Source organism: Flavobacterium sp. (assembly GCF_052437795.1).
Lineage (GTDB): Bacteria > Bacteroidota > Bacteroidia > Flavobacteriales > Flavobacteriaceae > Flavobacterium.
This window is the reverse complement of record NZ_JBQVPA010000001.1, coordinates 1-19514: the sequence shown is the minus strand read 5'-3', so window position 1 is coordinate 19514 and position 19514 is coordinate 1. Positions and strand designations below refer to the sequence as shown.

The 19514-nt window shown below is 47.3% G+C and carries 22 protein-coding genes and 1 tRNA gene; 15 read left to right on the top strand and 8 right to left on the bottom strand.

Going from position 1 to position 19514, the window contains the following annotated elements:
• From ACT6R0_RS00115 to ACT6R0_RS00100, 4 genes are all read left to right on the top strand, one after another.
• Positions 1-3078, top strand: a complete 3078-nt coding sequence (locus ACT6R0_RS00115) for a DNA polymerase III subunit alpha (protein WP_444650183.1) — start codon at positions 1-3, stop codon at positions 3076-3078.
• A 12-nt stretch (positions 3079-3090) separates the two neighbouring features.
• Positions 3091-3711, top strand: a complete 621-nt coding sequence (locus tag ACT6R0_RS00110) for an alpha-ketoglutarate-dependent dioxygenase AlkB family protein (protein ID WP_444650182.1) — start codon at positions 3091-3093, stop codon at positions 3709-3711.
• 78 nt (positions 3712-3789) lie between these two features.
• On the top strand, positions 3790-4218 hold the full coding sequence (locus tag ACT6R0_RS00105) for a DUF1810 domain-containing protein (protein ID WP_444650181.1): 429 nt from the start codon (positions 3790-3792) through the stop codon (positions 4216-4218).
• Positions 4215-4448, top strand: coding sequence for a hypothetical protein (locus ACT6R0_RS00100; RefSeq protein ID WP_444650179.1), 234 nt, complete (start codon positions 4215-4217; stop codon positions 4446-4448). The genes ACT6R0_RS00105 and ACT6R0_RS00100 overlap by 4 nt, the downstream gene beginning before the upstream one ends.
• On the opposite strand, the gene ACT6R0_RS00095 is transcribed toward ACT6R0_RS00100, so the two are convergent.
• A complete protein-coding gene (locus tag ACT6R0_RS00095; RefSeq protein ID WP_444650178.1) occupies positions 4445-5353 on the bottom strand; it encodes a hypothetical protein in 909 nt (302 codons plus the stop codon). The genes ACT6R0_RS00100 and ACT6R0_RS00095 overlap by 4 nt on opposite strands.
• Complete coding sequence (locus ACT6R0_RS00090; RefSeq protein ID WP_444650176.1) at positions 5317-6006, bottom strand: restriction endonuclease; 690 nt, start codon at positions 6004-6006, stop codon at positions 5317-5319. The genes ACT6R0_RS00095 and ACT6R0_RS00090 overlap by 37 nt, the downstream gene beginning before the upstream one ends.
• A 289-nt stretch (positions 6007-6295) precedes the next feature.
• Here ACT6R0_RS00090 and ACT6R0_RS00085 point away from each other — a divergent pair, with 289 nt between their 5' ends.
• The 9 genes from ACT6R0_RS00085 to ACT6R0_RS00045 are packed head-to-tail and all read left to right on the top strand — an operon-like array spanning position 6296 to position 11878.
• Positions 6296-6715, top strand: coding sequence for a single-stranded DNA-binding protein (locus ACT6R0_RS00085; RefSeq protein WP_444650174.1), 420 nt, complete (start codon positions 6296-6298; stop codon positions 6713-6715).
• Positions 6716-6743: 28 nt separating this feature from the next.
• Entirely contained in the window at positions 6744-7787 is a 1044-nt protein-coding gene (locus ACT6R0_RS00080) for a DUF932 domain-containing protein (protein WP_444650172.1), read from the top strand.
• Positions 7788-7833: 46 nt separating this feature from the next.
• Positions 7834-8232, top strand: coding sequence for a hypothetical protein (locus ACT6R0_RS00075; RefSeq protein ID WP_444650170.1), 399 nt, complete (start codon positions 7834-7836; stop codon positions 8230-8232).
• The gene (locus tag ACT6R0_RS00070) at positions 8229-8411 is read left to right on the top strand and encodes a hypothetical protein (protein WP_444650168.1); all 183 of its coding nucleotides are present in this window, start codon (positions 8229-8231) and stop codon (positions 8409-8411) included. Before ACT6R0_RS00075 ends, ACT6R0_RS00070 begins: the two co-directional genes overlap by 4 nt.
• A 4-nt stretch (positions 8412-8415) precedes the next feature.
• Positions 8416-9051, top strand: a complete 636-nt coding sequence (locus ACT6R0_RS00065) for a PRTRC system protein E (protein WP_444650167.1) — start codon at positions 8416-8418, stop codon at positions 9049-9051.
• The gene (locus ACT6R0_RS00060; RefSeq protein ID WP_444650166.1) at positions 8996-9214 is read left to right on the top strand and encodes a PRTRC system protein C; all 219 of its coding nucleotides are present in this window, start codon (positions 8996-8998) and stop codon (positions 9212-9214) included. The genes ACT6R0_RS00065 and ACT6R0_RS00060 overlap by 56 nt, the downstream gene beginning before the upstream one ends.
• A 15-nt stretch (positions 9215-9229) precedes the next feature.
• Positions 9230-10402: a hypothetical protein gene (locus tag ACT6R0_RS00055; RefSeq protein ID WP_444650164.1), complete on the top strand. Its 1173-nt coding sequence runs from the start codon at positions 9230-9232 to the stop codon at positions 10400-10402.
• A complete protein-coding gene (locus ACT6R0_RS00050) occupies positions 10389-11102 on the top strand; it encodes a PRTRC system protein B (RefSeq protein ID WP_444650163.1) in 714 nt (237 codons plus the stop codon). The genes ACT6R0_RS00055 and ACT6R0_RS00050 overlap by 14 nt, the downstream gene beginning before the upstream one ends.
• Positions 11099-11878, top strand: coding sequence for a PRTRC system ThiF family protein (locus ACT6R0_RS00045; protein WP_444650162.1), 780 nt, complete (start codon positions 11099-11101; stop codon positions 11876-11878). The genes ACT6R0_RS00050 and ACT6R0_RS00045 overlap by 4 nt, the downstream gene beginning before the upstream one ends.
• Before the next feature lie 793 nt (positions 11879-12671).
• Here the strand turns inward: ACT6R0_RS00045 and ACT6R0_RS00040 are convergent.
• The 4 genes from ACT6R0_RS00040 to ACT6R0_RS00025 all read right to left on the bottom strand — a co-directional run bounded on the left by ACT6R0_RS00040 (position 12672) and on the right by ACT6R0_RS00025 (position 15151).
• Entirely contained in the window at positions 12672-13031 is a 360-nt protein-coding gene (locus ACT6R0_RS00040; protein WP_444650160.1) for a helix-turn-helix domain-containing protein, read from the bottom strand.
• Positions 13009-13326, bottom strand: a complete 318-nt coding sequence (locus ACT6R0_RS00035) for a type II toxin-antitoxin system HigB family toxin (protein WP_444650159.1) — start codon at positions 13324-13326, stop codon at positions 13009-13011. The genes ACT6R0_RS00040 and ACT6R0_RS00035 overlap by 23 nt, the downstream gene beginning before the upstream one ends.
• A gap of 170 nt (positions 13327-13496) precedes the next feature.
• A complete protein-coding gene (locus ACT6R0_RS00030) occupies positions 13497-14795 on the bottom strand; it encodes a site-specific integrase (protein ID WP_444650158.1) in 1299 nt (432 codons plus the stop codon).
• Positions 14796-15077: 282 nt separating this feature from the next.
• Positions 15078-15151, bottom strand: a tRNA-Ala gene (locus ACT6R0_RS00025).
• Positions 15152-15270: 119 nt separating this feature from the next.
• On the opposite strand from ACT6R0_RS00025, the gene ACT6R0_RS00020 reads away from it, so the two are divergent.
• Positions 15271-16044 carry an enoyl-CoA hydratase/isomerase family protein gene (locus tag ACT6R0_RS00020; RefSeq protein ID WP_444650156.1) on the top strand — a complete coding sequence of 258 codons (774 nt, stop codon included), beginning with the start codon at positions 15271-15273 and terminating at the stop codon, positions 16042-16044.
• 55 nt (positions 16045-16099) lie between these two features.
• Here ACT6R0_RS00020 and ACT6R0_RS00015 read toward each other — a convergent pair whose 3' ends face one another.
• The gene (locus ACT6R0_RS00015) at positions 16100-16726 is read right to left on the bottom strand and encodes a 2OG-Fe(II) oxygenase (protein ID WP_444650154.1); all 627 of its coding nucleotides are present in this window, start codon (positions 16724-16726) and stop codon (positions 16100-16102) included.
• Between the two features lie 89 nt (positions 16727-16815).
• Here ACT6R0_RS00015 and ACT6R0_RS00010 point away from each other — a divergent pair, with 89 nt between their 5' ends.
• Positions 16816-17268, top strand: coding sequence for a 6-pyruvoyl trahydropterin synthase family protein (locus ACT6R0_RS00010; protein ID WP_444650152.1), 453 nt, complete (start codon positions 16816-16818; stop codon positions 17266-17268).
• 285 nt (positions 17269-17553) lie between these two features.
• Here ACT6R0_RS00010 and ACT6R0_RS00005 read toward each other — a convergent pair whose 3' ends face one another.
• The gene (locus ACT6R0_RS00005) at positions 17554-19419 is read right to left on the bottom strand and encodes an OmpA family protein (RefSeq protein WP_444658759.1); all 1866 of its coding nucleotides are present in this window, start codon (positions 19417-19419) and stop codon (positions 17554-17556) included.
• Positions 19420-19514 lie beyond the last annotated feature (95 nt).

The following is a 19514-nucleotide window of genomic DNA, read 5'->3' as shown; positions in this document are numbered from 1 at the left end:
ATGTATTTGAACTGCCACTCTTTTCACAGCCTCAGGTACGGGACTATACCAGTTGCCGACCTTGTTACCCTGGGCAAAGCCTGCGGGGCAACGGCTATGGCGCTGACTGATATCAATACGGTGACAGGCATCTATGAATTTTACAAGCTCTGCCAAGAGGCAGACATTAAGCCTATCGTAGGGATGGAAATGCGGGAGGGCAACAGGCTGCTATATATAGCATTGGCTAAGAATCGTGAAGGTTTGGGAGAGATCAACCGACACAGGACCAAATACAATCTGGATGGCATTCCCATGCCGGCTATAGCGCCGGACTTTGTGGATGTGGCCGTTATTTATCCACTTCATAATGTCCCGGTTTCACTTCGGGAATATGAATACATTGGTGTGCGGCCTGAAGAGCTTTCGCTTTTGATACGCCCCCAGTGGAAATCAAAGCTTGACAAAATGGTCGTACTCCAGCCCGTTACCTTTAGGGGGAAGCAGGAATACAACCTTCACCGCATACTAAGGGCCGTTGACCTGAACACCCTGGGCAGCAAACTCACTGCTGATGATTACTGCGATGGAAATGAGGTAATGGCTCCGATGGAAACTTTGATAGCGGAATACAGCCAGTATTCACAGATACTGCGCAATACCTACACCCTTATCGATGCGTGTAACTTTGAGTACCAGTTTGGCGTACCCCGTAATAAGAAAAATTATACCTCAGGCAGGGATACCGATTTGGAGCTGCTGACCAGCCTTGCCCATCAGGGGCTTATCCGAAGGTATGGCCCAGATAATCCCGCAGCAAAAGAACGTGTGGAAAAAGAGCTGAAGGTCATACACCAGCTGGAGTTTAGCGGCTACTTCCTGATTACCTGGGATATTATCCGCTACAGCAATTCGATGGGCTTTTTGCATATCGGCCGCGGTAGTGGTGCCAACAGCATCATTGCTTATTGCTTGGGTATAACGGACATCTGCCCGCTGGAGCTGGATCTGTATTTTGAGCGCTTTTTGAACCTCAACCGCAAAAGCCCACCTGATTTTGATATTGACTGGTCGTGGAAAGAGCGGGATGTGATCCTGGATTATATATTCAAGCGGTATGGCGGAGACCATGTAGCCTTTTGCGGCACCAATGTAGAGTTCAAGTACAAATCCATATTCCGGGAGTTGGGCAAAGTATTTGGCAGGCCCAAAGAAGAATTGGATAAGCTGTCCGGTACTTCAATGGACCAGCATGACAGGAACGAGATTGTGAGGATGATACACCGCTATGGGATGATGATGGAAAAGTACCCCAACCAGCGCTCCATGCATTCCTGCGGCATACTCATTTCGGAAGACCCCATTACGGATTTTACGGCACTGGAAATGCCGCCAAAAGGTTTCCCCATCGTCCAGTTTGATATGCATGTTGCTGAGGACATAGGCTTTGATAAATTTGATATCCTATCCCAACGGGGTATCGGGCACATCGATGATTCGGTAAAGCTGATTAAGAAAAACAGGGGGATTGACGTCAATATCCGTGATACATCAATATCCAAAGATGAGGCAGCATGCAATGAATTTCTGGGGCAAGGCAGGACCATCGGGTGCTTTTACATCGAGAGCCCGGCTATGCGGGGCTTGCTGCGGCGTTTGAAGTGCAACAACTATAAGACCCTTGTAGCGGCCTCCTCCATTATACGCCCTGGGGTAGCACAGAGCGGGATGATGAAGGAGTATATTTTCCGCCACAATTACCCTGACAAGTTTGAGTATTTTCATCCGGTGTTCGAGGAGCAGCTTGGGGAAACGTATGGCATCATGGTGTACCAGGAGGATGTGATCAAGATTGCCCTTCACTACGGAGGGCTTCCTGCTGCCGATGGTGATATCCTGCGCCGTGCTATGAGTGGCAAAGGAAGGTCTAAGGCAGCCCTTCAGAAAGTAAAGGATAATTTTTTCAGGTGCTGCGCAGAAAAAGGGCATCCGGAACAGCTGAGTACGGAGATTTACCGCCAGATCGAATCCTTTGCAGGGTACTCGTTTTGTAAGGCGCACTCGGCATCCTATGCCGTGGAAAGCTACCAAAGCCTTTACCTGAAAGTGCATTACCCGATTGAGTTTATGGTAGCGGTCATCAACAACCAGGGGGGCTTTTACCGTACGGAGGTCTACGTGCATGAGGCGCGGATGTCAGGGGCTGCCATCCACAACCCCTGCGTAAATAAAAGCATGGTGGAAACTACACTCTATGGCAAGGACGTGTATTTGGGAATCATGCATCTGCAGGGCTTGCAGGGAGAGATCGCGCAGCGGATAGTGGATGAGCGGAATGCCAATGGTAATTATACGTCCCTTGAGGATTTTATCAACCGCATCCCCATCGGCATTGAGGGCCTGCAATTGCTGATCTATATCGGTGCACTGCGCTGCACCGGCAAGACAAAGAACGAGCTGCTGGTGACGGCAAGGCGAATCATGATGAACTTTAAGCCGGAAAACCGCTATCCGCAATTGCTGCCCGAACCCGTCAGGGACTACAAGCTGCCCGAACTAAAGCGCTCCCCATTTGAGGATGCCTTTGATGAGATCGAACTGCTGGGTTTTCCGGTATCGGTCACACCTTTTAACCTGCTGAAAACATCCTACCGCGGTGATGTGATGGCACGCGATTTGGTGAAGCATCATAAGAAGCAGGTGAAGATGCTCGCTTATCTCGTATCGCGCAAGCATGTCCCCACCAAGATGGGCGCCATGTACTTCGGGACGTGGATTGATGCCAATGGTGAGTTCTTTGATACGGCCCATTTTACTGGCAGCTTAAAAGAATATCCTTTTAAGGGCGGCGGATGTTACCTGCTCCTTGGGACTGTGGAAGTGGATTATCATTTTCCCACGATTACCATCTCAAAGATGGAAAAGATGCCTTTCATCCCTGACCCACGCTACAGGGAAACAGACATCGAAAGTTCCCGTACGCAGGAGAAACTGCGCGAAGATGTCTCCATGACACACAGGGCGCCGTATCCACAGGAACAGGAGATCAACCTGCCAAGGCATAAGATGGCTGAGGCTAAAGAGAAAGCAACACACTAAGAGTAGAATGTTATGACACTATTTAATGATACCGATCTGTTCACATCGGGTACAGAAGGTAAAAAAACATATGACCTGCCGGACCTGGAGCTTATGAAGTACGATGGCTTTATCCCAAAGGAAGAAGCTGACCGGCATTACCATGCGCTATTGCATAACACGCCATGGCATGAATACCAGATGCCTATGTATGATAAAGTAGTTACGGCTCCCCGTATGATCGCCTGGTATGGCGAGCAGGAGGAAGCAGGCGAAAGCGCACTGCCATGGACACGGGAACTTTTGGAATTGCGCGGGAAAGTTGAAAGGGAGACCGGGCTTTCCTTCAACGCGGTGCTGCTGAACCTGTACCGCAACGGGAATGACAGCGTAGCCTGGCATTCCGATAAGGAGCATAAGATCGGCAGAAATCCTTCTATTGCTTCGGTAACCTTCGGGCAGACAAGGCCATTCCGGTTCCGCCATAAGACCAATAAAGCTATCGGACAAATAGAGATTCCCCTGCATCACGGCACTTTGCTGCTGATGTCGGGAACCACCAATACCTATTGGGAACACCATATCCCCAAGTCAGCTAAAGAGATGCTGCCCAGGATCAACCTTACTTTCCGCAGGGTAAGGAAGCTTTCTTAATCCTATCTATCCGTTAATTCGGTTGGAACATACCGCATGAAATAGTAATTTAGCCATCCCAAAATTCAGTTTTAGATAATGCCGGACAAAGAATTAATCAGGTTTTTAGAAGCGCAGAACCAAATGTACCTTACAGCCCTTTCTGAAGTGAAGAAAGGCGGCAAGAAATCGCATTGGATGTGGTTCATCTTTCCCCAGCTCAAAGGGTTAGGTACCAGTGAGACGGCACGTTATTTCGGCCTGAACGGAATTTTAGAGGCCACGGAGTATCTCAGGCATCCTGTACTCGGAAGGCATCTCATTGAGATTACGGAAGCACTTCTGGCTTTTGAAGGTAAGACAGCCAACCAGATATTCGGAACTCCTGATGATTTGAAGCTGCGCTCCTGCATGACACTATTTACGGTTGTTGAGAATTCTAACCCTGTTTTTAGCCGGGTACTGGAAAAGTACTTTAATGGCCGGCCTGATGCCCTGACCTTGTCAATTTTAGAAAAGCAGTCATGAAGCTGTACGAATTCCTTATCCTTTCGGAAGAACTGCAATACCAAACCGTTTGGGAACGCGGTGTGCATGTAGATAATATCGTCTACGACAGAATTCATCATCAGCTATATGCTATTAACGACTTTTTTGTCGAGATCCATTATAGCGTTTCTGACAATAAGATTATAGGCAAGCTGGCTTTTAAAGGAGGTGAGCCACTTGATAAATACTTGATGCCATTACCGTTCTAAAACGCTTTCGGATCATTTAACTTTTCTACTCTTTTGGAGTCATATGCTGGCTCATCCCACGGCTCTGGCTGATTATTAAAAATTCTGATTATCATGACCTGATTATTATATTCGTCAGTTGTTTGCGCTAATTGCAGGCGCTCACGATAGTTAAGACTCAGATGCACACCATGATAATCTTTAAGCACCAATTTCCTTTCAGCATCTAATTCTACGATTTTACGGGTCGCATAGAAATATTTCCTCAAATGAGGATTCATGAAGTCATTAGCCAGCAAATCACTTATCCTCTGAAGAAAGTAGAGCTGGTCATTATCATCAATTAACTTATTTACCAAATTCTTTCCGCGATGGCTCACGATCATTACATCGGGATACAGTGACCAATGCAGCGCAGCAGGCGACAATTTTAATATCTGAATAATTTCAGTCCACCTTTCCTCTTCAATGGAAATATTCCCCTGTACTCCGAATACATACCTTAAAAAATCCTCATTAATGCTGTTATCATAAAATTCGCATCCAAATACAATCAGTGGAGTAGCTTCTCTAAACAGGTATTTAAAAAGCAAACCCGTTTTTTCGGGCACCTTAGCAAAAGGCTGTACATTGAGACTATACTTAGTCCTGGCTTTCTTAATCCAGTTGTCAGCTTCTAACTCATGCAAAAGCGCTTTAATTTCTATTTGCTGTATTGGACCAAGTCCAGTGTCTTGTTCAGAAAATAAGTTGGCTAAATTTTCAATTGTAAGGCCTGTGCCAATCATTAAAAACGCAAGTATAAACCTCTTGATCGATTCCTTCCTGACTATTCCATCTTGCTCCTCCTGCAAATCTATAAATTTGTTATAAGTCGTACTGTTTGAAATTAATTGGGCAAATTTTTCAGCTTGTTGCAAACCCAATAGCACACTGCATTTGAAACTAATGTATATTGATTCTCGGAAAATCCCACCAGGTAAAACATTTCGAGTTCGTAATAACAGTGGCTTATTTCAGTCTGCGTACGCCGGGTAAAATTATTTATTATAAGTTCTATTTCTGCAGCGGGCTTAAGTGTAAAGATTTCCGACAGTCTTTCAACAAGCGATTCGCCTGTTATAAGCCTAATATTGTTTTTACTGTGCTGCAAATCTCTATAATTACCTGACACGTTTCCGTTTACACCGCTTAATGCAATAAAATAGGCATCAACATTCCCACGTTGCTCTTCCAAGAGGACCTTACCTAAGAACTTTAGCCAATCGCTCATAGAGGTAGGATTGCGATGCGCTTTGCATTCACATACTATTGGCCTTTTCTCTACTCCTCCTAATCCCTGAAGACTATACTCCGCTCGTACATCTATTTCATGCCCGCCGCTACCTATTTCATTGCAGACAATATTAGTGAATCCTAAATTTTCAAGCAGCCGGAATGTTAGTTTTTCCAGTTGTGTGCCCTTATCATCGTTACTGCTGCCCAGAATATACAATGCCATATCAATAATTTTGAAGCCTAATTTAAGTATTAAGTTTGACATTTGAACCTGCCGCATTAAATCGATTGACCTATACATAAAGTCTATTTTACCTTTTACCACTATTGTCCTGACCTTATCAACTCAATATCCGAGGAGATGGCATTTCCAATGCGAAAAGGGATAAAAAGGCAAGCGAAGTTATCGTGCGGTCGCAGGCTGCGCGCGCATAATGGCCGATGGCCACCCCTTGGGACTTATAGCGCTCCGCTTGCGCCCGCACACTTCAGGACGGCTTTCTTTTTTTCCCTTTTTTCTTTTGGAAAATGCTGTTTTGGCAGGGGTTGAAGAGGATGCAATAAGATTGTTTCATTAAAAACTTTACATCATGGACATTACAGGACGATTGACAGGCGATGCGGTAGTGCGCAGCCTGTCAGAAGGCAAAAAGGTGGTTAATTTCTCGGTAGCGGTTAACGACAGCTACAAGGCAAAAAACGGCGAGCGGGTAACGCAGACCGAATTCTTTGACTGTTCCTACTGGATAGCCACAGGCATAGCGCAGTACCTCACCAAAGGCAGTATTGTGGAACTCTCGGGGCGGGTGAGCGCACGGGCGTGGGTGGACGGCGAAGGCAATGCTAAGGCGGGGCTGAACTTCCACACCTCTAAAATCACGCTTCACGGTGGCGGGGCTACAGCAGATAAGAACAAGGCTGCACCCCCCGCAAAGGCAAAGCCCGAAGCAATGGACGTTACAGCAGCGCAGGTAAGCCCTGACGGGCAGCACGATGACCTCCCCTTTTAAATTAAGTTCAATTCTAATATTAAATATCATGGCACATAATCTGAATTTCAACGAGAACACAGGGAAATACTCTTTTTTCAGCGTAAAGGAAAAAGCATGGCACGCCCTTGGGCAAACCGTGCAGGACTACCCGACTTCGCGCGAAGCGATAGCGCACGCGGGGCTTGACTATGAAGTGGTAAAAGCGCCCCTGTTTGCTAAAGGCAACGAGCCTGCCATTGACTTTGCCGTACCTGACCAGTACGCAACCATGCGCACCGATACCAACGCTATTTTTGGCGTGGTGGGCAAGGATTACCAAATCGTACAAAACGCCGACGCCTTCGCATTCTTTGATGCTATCGTAGGTGGCGGGGACGGTATCTTATACGAGACCGCAGGAGCTATCGGGCAGGGTGAGCGCATTTTTATTACTGCCAAGCTGCCCGGCTATATACGTGTAGGCAACGGGGATGATGTTACCGAAAAGTATATTTTCCTGACTACCTCGCACGATGGTTCGGGCAGTATTACCGCAGCTTTTACCCCTATCCGCATCGTCTGCCAAAACACACTTAACGCTGCCTTGCGCTCGGCTACCAATGTGGTGCGCATCAGGCATACCGCCAATGCAAAGCAACGATTAGAGGATGCCCACAAGGTAATGGGCGTGGCTGATACGCTTTCGATACAGTTAGAAGGCATCTTTAACGATTGGGCAAAAGTCAGCATTTCGGACAAGGAAGTCAAAAAACTGATACAATTGGCACTATGCCCCAATACCGAAACTTTCAACCTGTTGAAAAAGGGCGCGGAAGAAGAACTTTCAAGCGTATTCAAAAATGCTTGTGATGCCGCATTCGGTTACGCAATGGCAAGCGACACGCAGCAGATGGAAACTACCAAAGGGACAGTTTTCGGGGCATACAATGCCGTAACGGGCTACTACCAAAATGTGCGCAACTTCAAAAATGACGAGGATAAAATGAAATCCATTTATCTCGGGGGTACAGCACAGGCAAGGGCGCAGAAAGCCTTTGACCTCTGCACAGACTTTGCTAAAGGCGGGGCTGCTGCCCTTATGATGAATTAAGTATAACCGCAGCCCCGCCTTGCGGGGCTGCACAAAAAGCAAGATTATGAAACCATTGCAGAACATGAACAACGTGGACAAGGGCAAGCTGCTCGCCACGCTTTTCCCTGAACAGGTGCAGGGCATACTGGACAGCCTGACCGAGGCGCACGCTTTCCTGAACGATAATGAGGAGACCCTGCGCAGCAGTTGGGAGAACTCCCTTATCACGTTTAACTTTTGGATGCAGCTTGCCGAGCAGGCGCATGGCATAACAGGCAACTACGGGTACAAACTCGCTAAAAGCACGACCCTGTTCGCTGACCAGTTATTTGACGGGTATATCGCCATCTTTACCATCGGCTGCATCGTCAAGCAGGCGGCAGCCCTGCCGCCCCTGCCTGAAAATATCCGCTACGGGCTTGCCGTGAAGTTATTGTTTGACCATTATACAGCTATGCCATGAGCCGCCTGACCTCTGTAACCGAAAAGGCTGCCATCACTGTAATAGAGAAAATACTGCCCCGTTTCGGGGAACTGGACAGACTTGGCATGAGCGCGGAAGATGCTTTCGAGGTGCGCAAAGCAGAGAACCTGTTGAGGGCGGTCGTTGAAAGCAGCCCCCATTATAAACATAAAAAATAAGATTATGGCAATTACGAATTTTTTCAGCCAGGTGGCAGCCCTTGACCTTCAGGGCTGCCTGAACCTGACCTTGCGCAGGGATGGCGAGAGCCTGACCGTTTCGGTGCTGTTGCAAAACGATGCCTGCGGGGACACCGCCAAAACGCATATCACGCCGCTTATCCTGAAAGGTACGCCGCAGGAACTTGGCGAGGGATTTTTCCCTGCCATTGCCGAGCCTGTACAGGCGACATCGCAGCTGCTCGTTAATATGGAGCAGTACCTCAAAGGGCAGGAAGAAGCCAAGAAAAACTCCGCGATGGAGAAAAAGAAAACCGAGAAAGCTGACAAGCCCGCCACAGAAGTAAGCCCAAAGGAAAAGAAATTCCTTGAGGCGATGAAGCAGGTGGATGCCCTTGAGGCAGAAGGAAAATTTAAGGAGGCGTGGTGCAAAGTGCCGCAAGCGACCGAGTACCCCGACAAGGCGGAACAGCTGCGGGGGCGCAGGGATAGCCTCAAGGCACAGTTCGCCCCTGACCTGTTCGGGGCAGCACAGCCCGCCGAGAACCAAGAGGAGGAAGATGTAGAACCTAATACCGATGATTATGCTGATAGCGAGCCAAATGCCGAGGATATTCCTGATGAAGGAGAAGGGAAATGAGATTACCCTTACCGACCCCGATGCGAAATGGAGCATTGATGCGGTGCTGCAATTCTATGCCAATACCTATCCGATATTGACCACCGCCAAAATCAGCGGTCCTGTTATCAGTGAGGATAAAGTGCAGTACCGGTTTGAGAGCATGATGGGTACGAAAGGATAATGTAAAACTAAAATTATGGATTATGCAACAAAGGATAAGCGGGCAGTTTCAGCTACCCGTAAACAAAAGGAAAAAGCTGCTGCACCAAAACGCAGGGCAATTCCTGCTGCAAGTAAACCGCCGCAAGGATGCAGCAGAGGTGCAGCGGGACAGGCTGCTAGCAGCCCCGCAAGGGCTGCTGCCTATGGTTTTCTAAAGGTGCGCTTCCTGCCCCATCTTGCAGGGCAGCCTGTTGCTCTATCGCAAAACGAGGAAGAGGATTTTTACCGTTCCTATGCCCTGCTGTGCGACCACTATGGCGTTGCGCCTATGGACACCCGCTCCCTCGGCTACCCCTATAATAAGGCGGTAGCTCTGTGGGAGGCTAACAGCTTGCTTCGGGCAAGGCGGGAGCAGATAGAAATAGTTGAAAGCAGGGACGCTGCGGGCAATATGTTGCTGCAAGCCGAGGAAACCTACAACACAGGCAACACGCTCTATTATATCCCTGTCGTTCCGCTGCATGGGCTGCTGCAAGACCGCAGGACAAGGCACGCAGCACACCTGTTGCTCTGTACGTGCGCCTATCTGTACCATGTGGCAGCCATCCCTTACTATACCGATGACAGCAGCTACATCTGTTGGCAGTACGACATGATACGGGAATGGGTTGAGAATGACCCGACAGATTGGGAGCAGGAAAGCTATAACAGCAACCGCTCACAGTTGAATACCGCTGAACACATTGGCAAGATTATGCAGCGCAGGCTTTGGAACCCCTGCCACCTGAACCGTTTTGCGGATTTAGTGGAGCGATTTGAACCGCTTGACAGCTTTGCCTGCGATTGCCTGTCGATTGCTCAAAAGGCATTAGGGCTTTGGCGGGATCACCCGCAGGGGCATGTGTACCGCCACGCCGATACCCAAATACTGCATAAGGATGACGAGGATGATTATAATGAGGACTGCATCACTATGGACAAGTATATCGGCTTTTGTGCCGAGACCGATGGGTGGCTCTACAATACCCTTTCGGAGTGCGTGAACAATGAGTTCAACGAATGCCGTGATATTCAGCAGCCCGTACTGACCCGAACTTTTGACGGGCGGGCGCAGGACACCGAGAGCCTTGACTTTGAGTGCAGGCTCTTTTCCCTTATAGATGATTTATGCTATATATTAAATACAACTGGCGATGAAAGCAACTGACACCATACCGACACTTTACCACCCTGCTGCTGCTATCGTGGTATTCAAGCCCGAGAATAATGATAATGACCTTTACCTCGAATATTACGACATGGATGAAAATGGCTGCCCTGTCAACGCGAGGCCGCTAAGCGTAAAAGAAGCACAGGGACTGGCAAAGGCACTCGATACAAGAAAAGCTGCCGCTAAAGCCTTCCTAAAACCTAAGGGGCTGCTTCCTTGCTCTGTGCTTCACATCAATCCTTCTGAAGATGGGAGCGTAGTGTGGTATACCAAGCCACAGACCCAAAAGCTATACTTTTCAGAAAGCCTCGGGATTGTATCGCAGGAACTGCCCCTGCCTGCCTTGGTTTGGGCAGCGAACAAGAGCAGGCTGTTTGTCTATGCCGTTGCAACAAAGGGTAAGCCCTGCCTAAGCACGCCCTTGTTTAATGCCCCGTTCTTCAACCTGTACCATAACGGGAATGTCTGCATGGGTTCTGTTGACGTACGCATCAGCCAGTCGGCAGCCTTGGAAGAGTTTATTCAGGCATGGGAAGGCTATTTCTTCGGGAGTTATTTCAGCCATTTCATTGGCGGGCATAACCCTGTAAAGGGTAACCTTATCAGCCTGTATCAAAGCCTTGCCGATACAGGAAGCGTTTTCCCTGTAGAGGAACTAGTACCCAATAACAAGCAGCTTAAAAACTTACTTCGATGAAACCAAAAGCCCACTTTACAGCCCCCGAACTTTTGAACCCGACCAACCCTGTCGAAGTCTGCCTTATCGGGGCAGGCGGCACAGGCTCACAGGTTTTGACAGCCCTTGCACGGATGAGCCACAGCCTGCAAGCCCTCGGGCATGCAGGGCTTCAGGTAAGCCTTTGGGATGACGATAGCGTAACCGAAGCCAACCGCGGCAGGCAGCTGTTTGCCCAGTGCGAGGTCGGGTTGCCAAAGGCTGCTGCACTCATTACCCGCTGCAATCGTTTCTTCGGGACGGGGTGGAAAGCGGTGTATAAGAAGTTCGACAGCCAGTCAGGAAATGCTAAAGCAGCAATTTACATTTCCTGTGTGGACACCGTAGCAGCACGGTTTGAAATTGCAGGAGTGCTTACGGATGCCAACGCCAACAGCCACTATGCCAATACGCCGAGGTACTGGATGGATTTCGGTAATGGCAAAGATACGGGTCAGGTTATCCTGTCCACTATTGGCAGCATACATCAGCCGAAGTCTGAGCAATTTGAAGCCGTGGGCAGCCTGCCTTTTGTAACGCAGGAATTTGAGGACTTGCTAAAGCAGTCCGAAAATGATACCGATGCCCCAAGCTGCTCGCTTGCCGAGGCACTCGAAAAGCAGGATTTATTTATCAACTCCACATTGGCGCAGATGGGATGCTCATTGCTTTGGCAGCTGTTTCGCAAAGGCATGACAACCCACCGAGGGCTATTCCTGAACATAGCCGACTTCAGGACAGTGCCGCTGCCTGTCTGAGGCGCGCGCCGCACGAAACCTTCCCGGGGTTTCCGTGCGGCGCTTGACTGCTTCTATTTTCTAAAAGGCTTCAAGCATTCCCGGCTATTAAAAAGGCGGCATAAATGCCGCCAAACATCCGGCGATGCTCCCATGCTCGCCTTCAGCTAAAATTTTAATTGTAGATTACAATTGAAGCTATTGAGTAATTACTATATCAAGGCTACCCGTAGATAAATGATGGTCGTCAGCCCAATGGGAGGAAACTTTGCAATTATATAAAATGCATAGTTTCTTAGTTGGGTCATTTGACATTTCGTCAACTCTATAAGATAAGGATATTGGCCTGCGGGTTAATAATGCAGCCGAGACATTCCATCCAAAAATCCGCAAGAAATCCTCATGGATACTTCGCAAACACTCCAATTGATGCACCTGCAATTCAATATGAGCGGCAATCCATACGCAGGGGTCTGCTGCAAGTAGTTCTGCTTCTGCCCTTAGCTCATCATCGCTGAGGCTATATAGCAATTCCTGCAATGTACTTATACCAACCGATGTTAAGGTATATTTGTCCATCATTCTGACTTTAATAGGCAAAAGTAATAGCAATGTCTGAGTCGAAAATTTATAAAAACATTCAAAAAGTTGCAAAAAACGAGCAATCTCGGTAGAGATATTGCTGTTCCCCTTTAACTCAAAAAAAAATGTCTCATCAGTGATGAGACAAAATGGTGTATTAATTTAGTGGCCCTATAATTGTCGCCTCACTGAGGCGACAATTATAAAAATGAATTCTTGCACCAAACTAAAATTAGTAAATCTGTATTAGTATATCAGCAGATATATTCAGTCTTTCTTTTAAAGCACGTATCATGGCTAGGCTAAGTTTTCTTTTCCCCGACAGGATTTCTGACTTACGGGAACGCGCACCTAATATTTCTGACAGTTCAGCGTCAGAAATATTCAGTTGCTCCATCCTGTACTTTATCGCTTCGACTGGCGAAGGCTCAGCAACAGGGTAATGCTCGTCCTCATATTTTTTAACCAGCATCGAAAGAATTTCCAGTTCGTCAGATTCTTCGGTATCAGCTTGCAAGTCGAGTTGCATTAGCTCATAGATACGGCCGAGAGTATCTTCATATTGCGAATCATTTTTTATCAGTCTTAACATAACTAATTTCTTTTGCGTTAATCCTATCGTACTCCGTGTGGGTGCCTAACCAGACTATAAAAACTATCTTCAGGCGATACTCAATATCAACAATCAAACGGTAGGTATTACCGTGTATATTAAAAACAATCCTTTTGCCTGTCAGGATTGAAGCATTACCGAACTGACTCTTTAAGTCATTCGGGCTGTCCCATTCAGCAGCAGTAACATCCTTGTACCAGTACTGCAGCGGTCTCTCCGAATCCGGAAACTCCTCCCAATATTCTTTTAGTGTCCTTACAGCAATTATTCTCATTGCAAATATATTAAATTGTTACCGATTTGGTAACAATAGGTTTTGAAATTTATTTTTAGGGTATTTTAATTGTGTCATCAGTGTCGACACAATTATAAACCATTGATTACTAGTAGTTCAAATTGTTGCCGCAGTGTGGCAACAATTGGTCCGTCTCAATACCCTTAGTATTAAACTAATCGTTTTTTTAATTCCATAATCTCATTTTCAAGCCTGCTGATAATCTCAAATGAAACCTCTATAGGTAGAGGCTCCTTCCCTTTGAATTTATCCCGTAGTACTCTCATCTCTTTTCCTATTGCCTGTTGCTCCGTCAGCGCATATTCTTCGGTCTGTTTGACTGAACTATGCCCGAGCATTTCCTTTACTACATGAATTGGGACATTATTATTTAGCGTGACCGTACTTCCAAAAGTGCGCCTTGCCTTGTGGGTGTTTAGAGTGCTTTCGATACCGCACAAATCCGCAATCTCTTTTAGATACCCATTCATTCGTTGGTTAGAAATTACTGGCAGGACTGTATTGCGCATTAAGCACTGGGGATGGTCTTTATAGCGTTCAATTATCCTGAGCGCCTGGGGAAGCAAAGGGACATTAAATGAACTTCCGGTTTTTTGCCGCTCACTAATGATCCATAGTTCATCATCGTCTCCCATCTTAATATCCGAATTCATAAGGTTGTAAACATCAATATATGCCAAGCCTGTGTAGCACTGGAATACAAATACGTCCCTGACCACCGCAAGCCTTTCAACAGGCATAGGGTGCGTTTCCAGCAAACTCAATTCCTGCCTGGTCAATGGCCTTTTGATAATCTTTTCTTTCTTGCCCTTAAATCTTTTGAAAGGATCAACTGCTATGATTTCTTTATCTATTGCCCTGAGAACTATTTTTTTAAAGTTAGAAATGTATTTAAGCGTGGTGTTGTTGCTAATGTTTTTTACAGTTTTGAGGTAGAATTCGAAGTCTTTTATAAATTCGTAGTTAAGTTCCCTGAACTCGAGATCATCAATTCTATACTTAAACTTTAAAAATTCCTGCACATGAGCCTTTGCCGTTTCGTAACGGATGTAGGTGACTTTGGAATACTCCCTAGGCACCAGTGCGAAAATTTCGCTATTGTGGAGCTTGAATTCCTCTATAACTTTAGCCTTCGACACAGTTTTACCAAGCACGAAATCAATAAGGCGTTGGGCAGTAATTGTCTGTCCTTCCGCCATCATTAAAGTTCTGTAATTGTTTATTTTGGTCACTAACGTTTCCAAAAAGAAATTTGTGGCTTTAGCGTCTTCTCTTGTACCTGTAGCCCTTTCTGTTTTTTGATTCCACCGTGTGGCATCCCACTTCCTTTTGGTAGAGGTTTCTTTGGGAAGTCCATCGACCGTTACCCGTAAGTAAATAAATCGGTCATTACTCTTTTTCTTCGAGCTCTTCAAGAAGAAGGTAAGCCCGAAACTTTGTTCTAACATAATTCAACATTTTTAAATTAATAAAGGTCGAATTATAGCGTCTCTCAATCAAGATGTTAGCCTGCTTTACAGGTTGATAATCAAAAACTTAACTAACTTTTTGTGGCAATTTTACCTTTGAGGAAAATTGCCACAGCCAGTGCCACAAAACTTTTGTGCGCTTTTGAAAACTTTGCAGGTGGCCTAAAAACAAAAAAACCTGCAAAACATTGGTTTTGCAGGTTTTACGATACTTTTTGAAGATTTTGCTTCGTTTTAAAAAGCCTTAAAATTCAGTAAAAGTGGAGAAGATGGGAGTCGAACCCACGACCTCTTGCATGCCATGCAAGCGCTCTAGCCAGCTGAGCTACATCCCCATGATTTGGCGGCAAATATAATGTAATTAAATACCAATTTCCAAACAACACATTACAAATCTTTAAAAAAGTATTTCCTGCTCCCTTAAGATCTGCTAATTTTACCAAAAAAACAAACCATGACCGTTACCACCAGGCCGCAGGGCTCATTATACACTTCTGTGCAAAATAAGATCGCTACGGTAGAATTTGGCCACCCCGCCAGCAATTCCTTTCCGGGAGAACTGCTGCAAAGGTTAACTGACGAGCTCAACACCCTTAGCCACAACCCCGATGTGAATATCATCGTTTTGAAAAGCGAAGGCGAAAAGGCATTTTGTGCCGGTGCCTCATTCGATGAGTTGCTTGCCGTGGACAGTTTGGAAAAAGGCGCCGTGTTCTTTTCAGGGTTTGCCAATGTAATCAATGCCATGCGCAACTGCTCCAAGCTCATTGTAGGCCGCATACAGGGCAAAGCCGTGGGTGGCGGGGTTGGACTGGCTGCCGCTTGCGATCATGCCTTGGCAACCGAAGAAAGCGCCATAAAGCTGTCTGAATTCACCATTGGTATAGGGCCGTTCGTAATTGCCCCTGCCGTAGAGCGCAAAATGGGCAAGTCGGCCCTGGCCGAACTCACTTTGGCCGCAGATGAGTGGAAAAATGCCTACTGGGCAAAGGAAAGAGGGCTATATGCTAAAGTATTTGAAACTATTTCCGACCTCGACAAAGAGCTTGACACGTTCACATTAAAACTCGCCTCCTATAATCCCGAAGCGCTGGCCTCCATGAAAAAAGTCCTTTGGCAGGGGACAGAACATTGGGATACGCTCCTGAATGAAAATGCTAAAATATCAGGCAGGCTCGTGCTTTCCGATCATACAAAAGAGGCCTTGGGTAAATTCAAGAATAAATAAGAATAATTTTTGTCACATCGAGCGCAGTCGAGATGCGACAAAAATTATTTCAAAATCACCCCCTTGTCTTCAGCCACCCCGTAATGCTCAGGCGTTCCTTTTTTACCGGCTTTACCTCGTGCTCCAGCAATTGGCTTTCAAATACTACCATCCGGCCCTGCATAGGATGAACATCTATGGCTTTTTCACTCCCGTTTTCATCAAGGTAAATGCTTAGTTCCCCTCCATACTCCGGCTGCCAGTCTTCATCGTTCAGATAACAAACTATTGACAGTTTGCGGCGGCTGTCGTTCTGGAACGTGTCCAGGTGACGCTTGTAAAAAGTCCCTTCCGGATACACGGCATAATGGAATTCTTTTTCATTGATGCCCATATAGCAGGTACGGTTCAGGTAATTCACAAAATCGTTGATCTTGGCAAAGAAGTCCTCTTCAGCAGTGGTAGCACCGCTTTCATCCAGCCACAGGATAAAGTCGCCACGTATTGCCCCGACAATCTGTTCGTTCGCCTGGTTGCCTATCGCCGACTTCCTGAAACGGTCTTCCTCATACTTCACGATCAATGTCTCGCGCAGTGCAATTACCTCTTCCTTCGAAAAGAAATGATCTACGATACAATAGTTCTGCTCCATCAGGCCATCTATCACCTGTTCATACAATGGGTTCACTTGCAAGTCGTCCATAGTCGGTATTTTAGGCCAAATATACCCCGAAAACCCATAGCCTGCAATATGGATATTATTTAGTAAATTTGCGGCTTACCACCACTACTATGAGCAGGATCAGGATCACCAAGCAGTTCACTTTCGAAACCGGACACGCCCTTTATGGCTACGATGGCAAATGCAAAAATGTACACGGCCATAGTTACAAACTGTCGGTCACTGTTATTGGTACACCTATAACTGACTCTAATAATGTAAAGTTTGGTATGGTTATCGACTTCGGTGACCTCAAAAAGATCGTCAAGGAAGAGATCGTGGATATATTCGACCACGCCACAGTATTCAACAAGAATACGCCGCACGTTGAATTGGCCAACGAACTAAAGGACCGCGGGCACCATGTGATCCTTACAGAGTACCAGCCTACCAGCGAGAACATGGTTATCGACTTTGCCGATAAGATAAAAAAGCGCCTGCCCTCTTCTATTTCCCTACATTCCCTAAGGCTTCAGGAAACCGAAACTTCCTATGCCGAATGGTACCAGGCAGATAACGAATAGTTTTTACTTTTCTTTGGGCGTGTCCCTCCCCTTCTTTGGCAAACGCCCGGGCCGCGCTTTCGGCTATATCTGCTCCGTACCTCCGCAGGATGCCGCCTCGATCGCTCACGCAGCTACAACATCGCGTATACTTCATATTCAATAGTAATTTGAATTAGTCACTCCCGGGTGAAACTGCCACTCCTTTCGGAAAGTACCGATAGCTATCCGGAAGAGAGGGCATAAAAAAAAGCAGCCCCAAATTGGGGCTGCTTCCTATTGAAAATTGGTTTGTTAAGTCCGAGATCATTTCTTCACGATGATGAACTCTGAGCGGCGGTTCTGTGCGTGCTGCTCTTCGGTACATCCTGTGCCGCAGTCAACCTTAGGCTGGCTCTCACCAAACCCTTCGCCTGATACGCGTGCCTTGGCGATGCCTTTGGAGATAACGTACTGTACCGTTGACTTCGCCCTGCGGTTGGACAGCGCCATGTTGTACTTGTCACTACCGCGGTTGTCCGTGTGCGACTTCACCATGATCACCATGTCAGGGTATTTCTTCAGTGTCTCAACCAGGTTGTCCAACACAAATGCGCCTTCTTTGGTGATGTTGCTCTTGTTGAACTCAAAGAAGATGTCATCCAGCACTACTACGGTGTCTACCGGGGTCACTACGATAGGGTCAAGGTCTACGAACACTTTGGCCTGTGGCGCCTTGCCTGCCGGTATCTTCGAGGTACCGTTGGTGTACTGCGCCATGCTGCCCTGAAGGCCGTAGTTGCGGTCGCAGTCCACATTATAGGTCACCATGCCCTTGTCGTCGGCTGTCCTGGTCTCTATCACGTTGTTCTTCTCGTCAAGTATCGCTACCCTGGCGCCTGCCAGTGGCTGCATCGTCTTCTTGTCCCTTACCTGTACTATCGCTTCTACCGCGCACAGTGGCGTGGCGCTGTATATCTTGTCGAAGCCGTCACGGTTGGAGGAGAAGAAGCCCACGTTCTTGGTGTTGTTGAACGTGAAGGCAAAATCGTCCTTCTCGCCATTCACCGGCGCGCCGATGTTCATCGCCTCATCGTTCTTCTTAAGATCGATACGGAAGATGTCCAGCGACCCGAAGCCTTTTCTTCCGTCGGAAGAGAAGTAAAGCACGTTGTCATCGGTGATGAAAGGGAAGCTTTCCCTTCCTGCCGTGTTCACTTTAGGGCCAAGGTTTTGCGGCTCGCCGTAGCTCTCGCCGCTCACATCCACTTTCCAGATGTCATTGCCGCCCAGTGTGCCTTCCCTGTCCGAGGAGAAGTACAGCGTCTTGCCGTCCTTGCTTATCGATGGGTTGCCTGTGGACCATTTCTTGTCGTTGAACGGAAGGGCTTCTACATCGCCCCACTTGCCGTCCTTCTTCTTTGCCCTGAATAGCCATACCTGGCCTATCTTTAGGTTGTTCTCCGCATCCCGCTGGTATTCCTTGCGCTCCTTGAAGCTCTCGCTCGAGAAGTACATTGTGTTGCCATCAGCGCTTACCGTGGCAGGGCCGTCGTGGTACTTGGAGTTGATCTCCGGTATCGGGGCCGGTTCGCTGTAGGTGCCGTTGGCATTGTAGGTGGCTGTGTACATGTCAAGGAACGGTTCCTCGCTCCAGCCGTAGGTCCTGCGGGAGGTGTTCCTCGCGCTGGTAAAGTAGAGCGTGTTGTCGTCATGCAGCATCGCACCGAAAGAGCCGTATTTCTTATCGTTGATATCCAGTGCCTTTTCATCGAACAATTTCGCCTGGTTCCTTAGCTTAGGAAGGTAGTTCGGGTCCTTTTTGAACTCTACCGCCCTCTGGTCGCCCGGGGCCATGGCCGCGAACTTCTGCAGCTGCGCATTGGCTTCCTCATAGCGGCCTTCGGCCTTGAGCATCTGCGCGTAGCGCCAGTATACTTCGGCATCCTGGCTGCTCTCCGTTGCCTTGGCATACCATTTCACCGCTTCCTTGCTGTTGAACACATTGTAGTAGCTATCGGCTATCTGGCCGTAGATGTAAGGGTCTTTCTTGTCTATCTTCTGGTAGGCTTCTGCTGCTTCCACATACTCAAAGCGGGCATAAAGCTTGTCGGCCTCCTCGGTATCTTTGTTCTGCGCCGTTACTGCCATAGAGGCGAGCATAAAACTAAGGGTAATATATAAATTCTTCATGTCTTATCTTTTTATGTCGCTTTAGGTTAGAAATAACGTGGGGAACGTGATACTTTTTTCGGGAAGTTCACATCGAACAGCAACATCACCTCGTG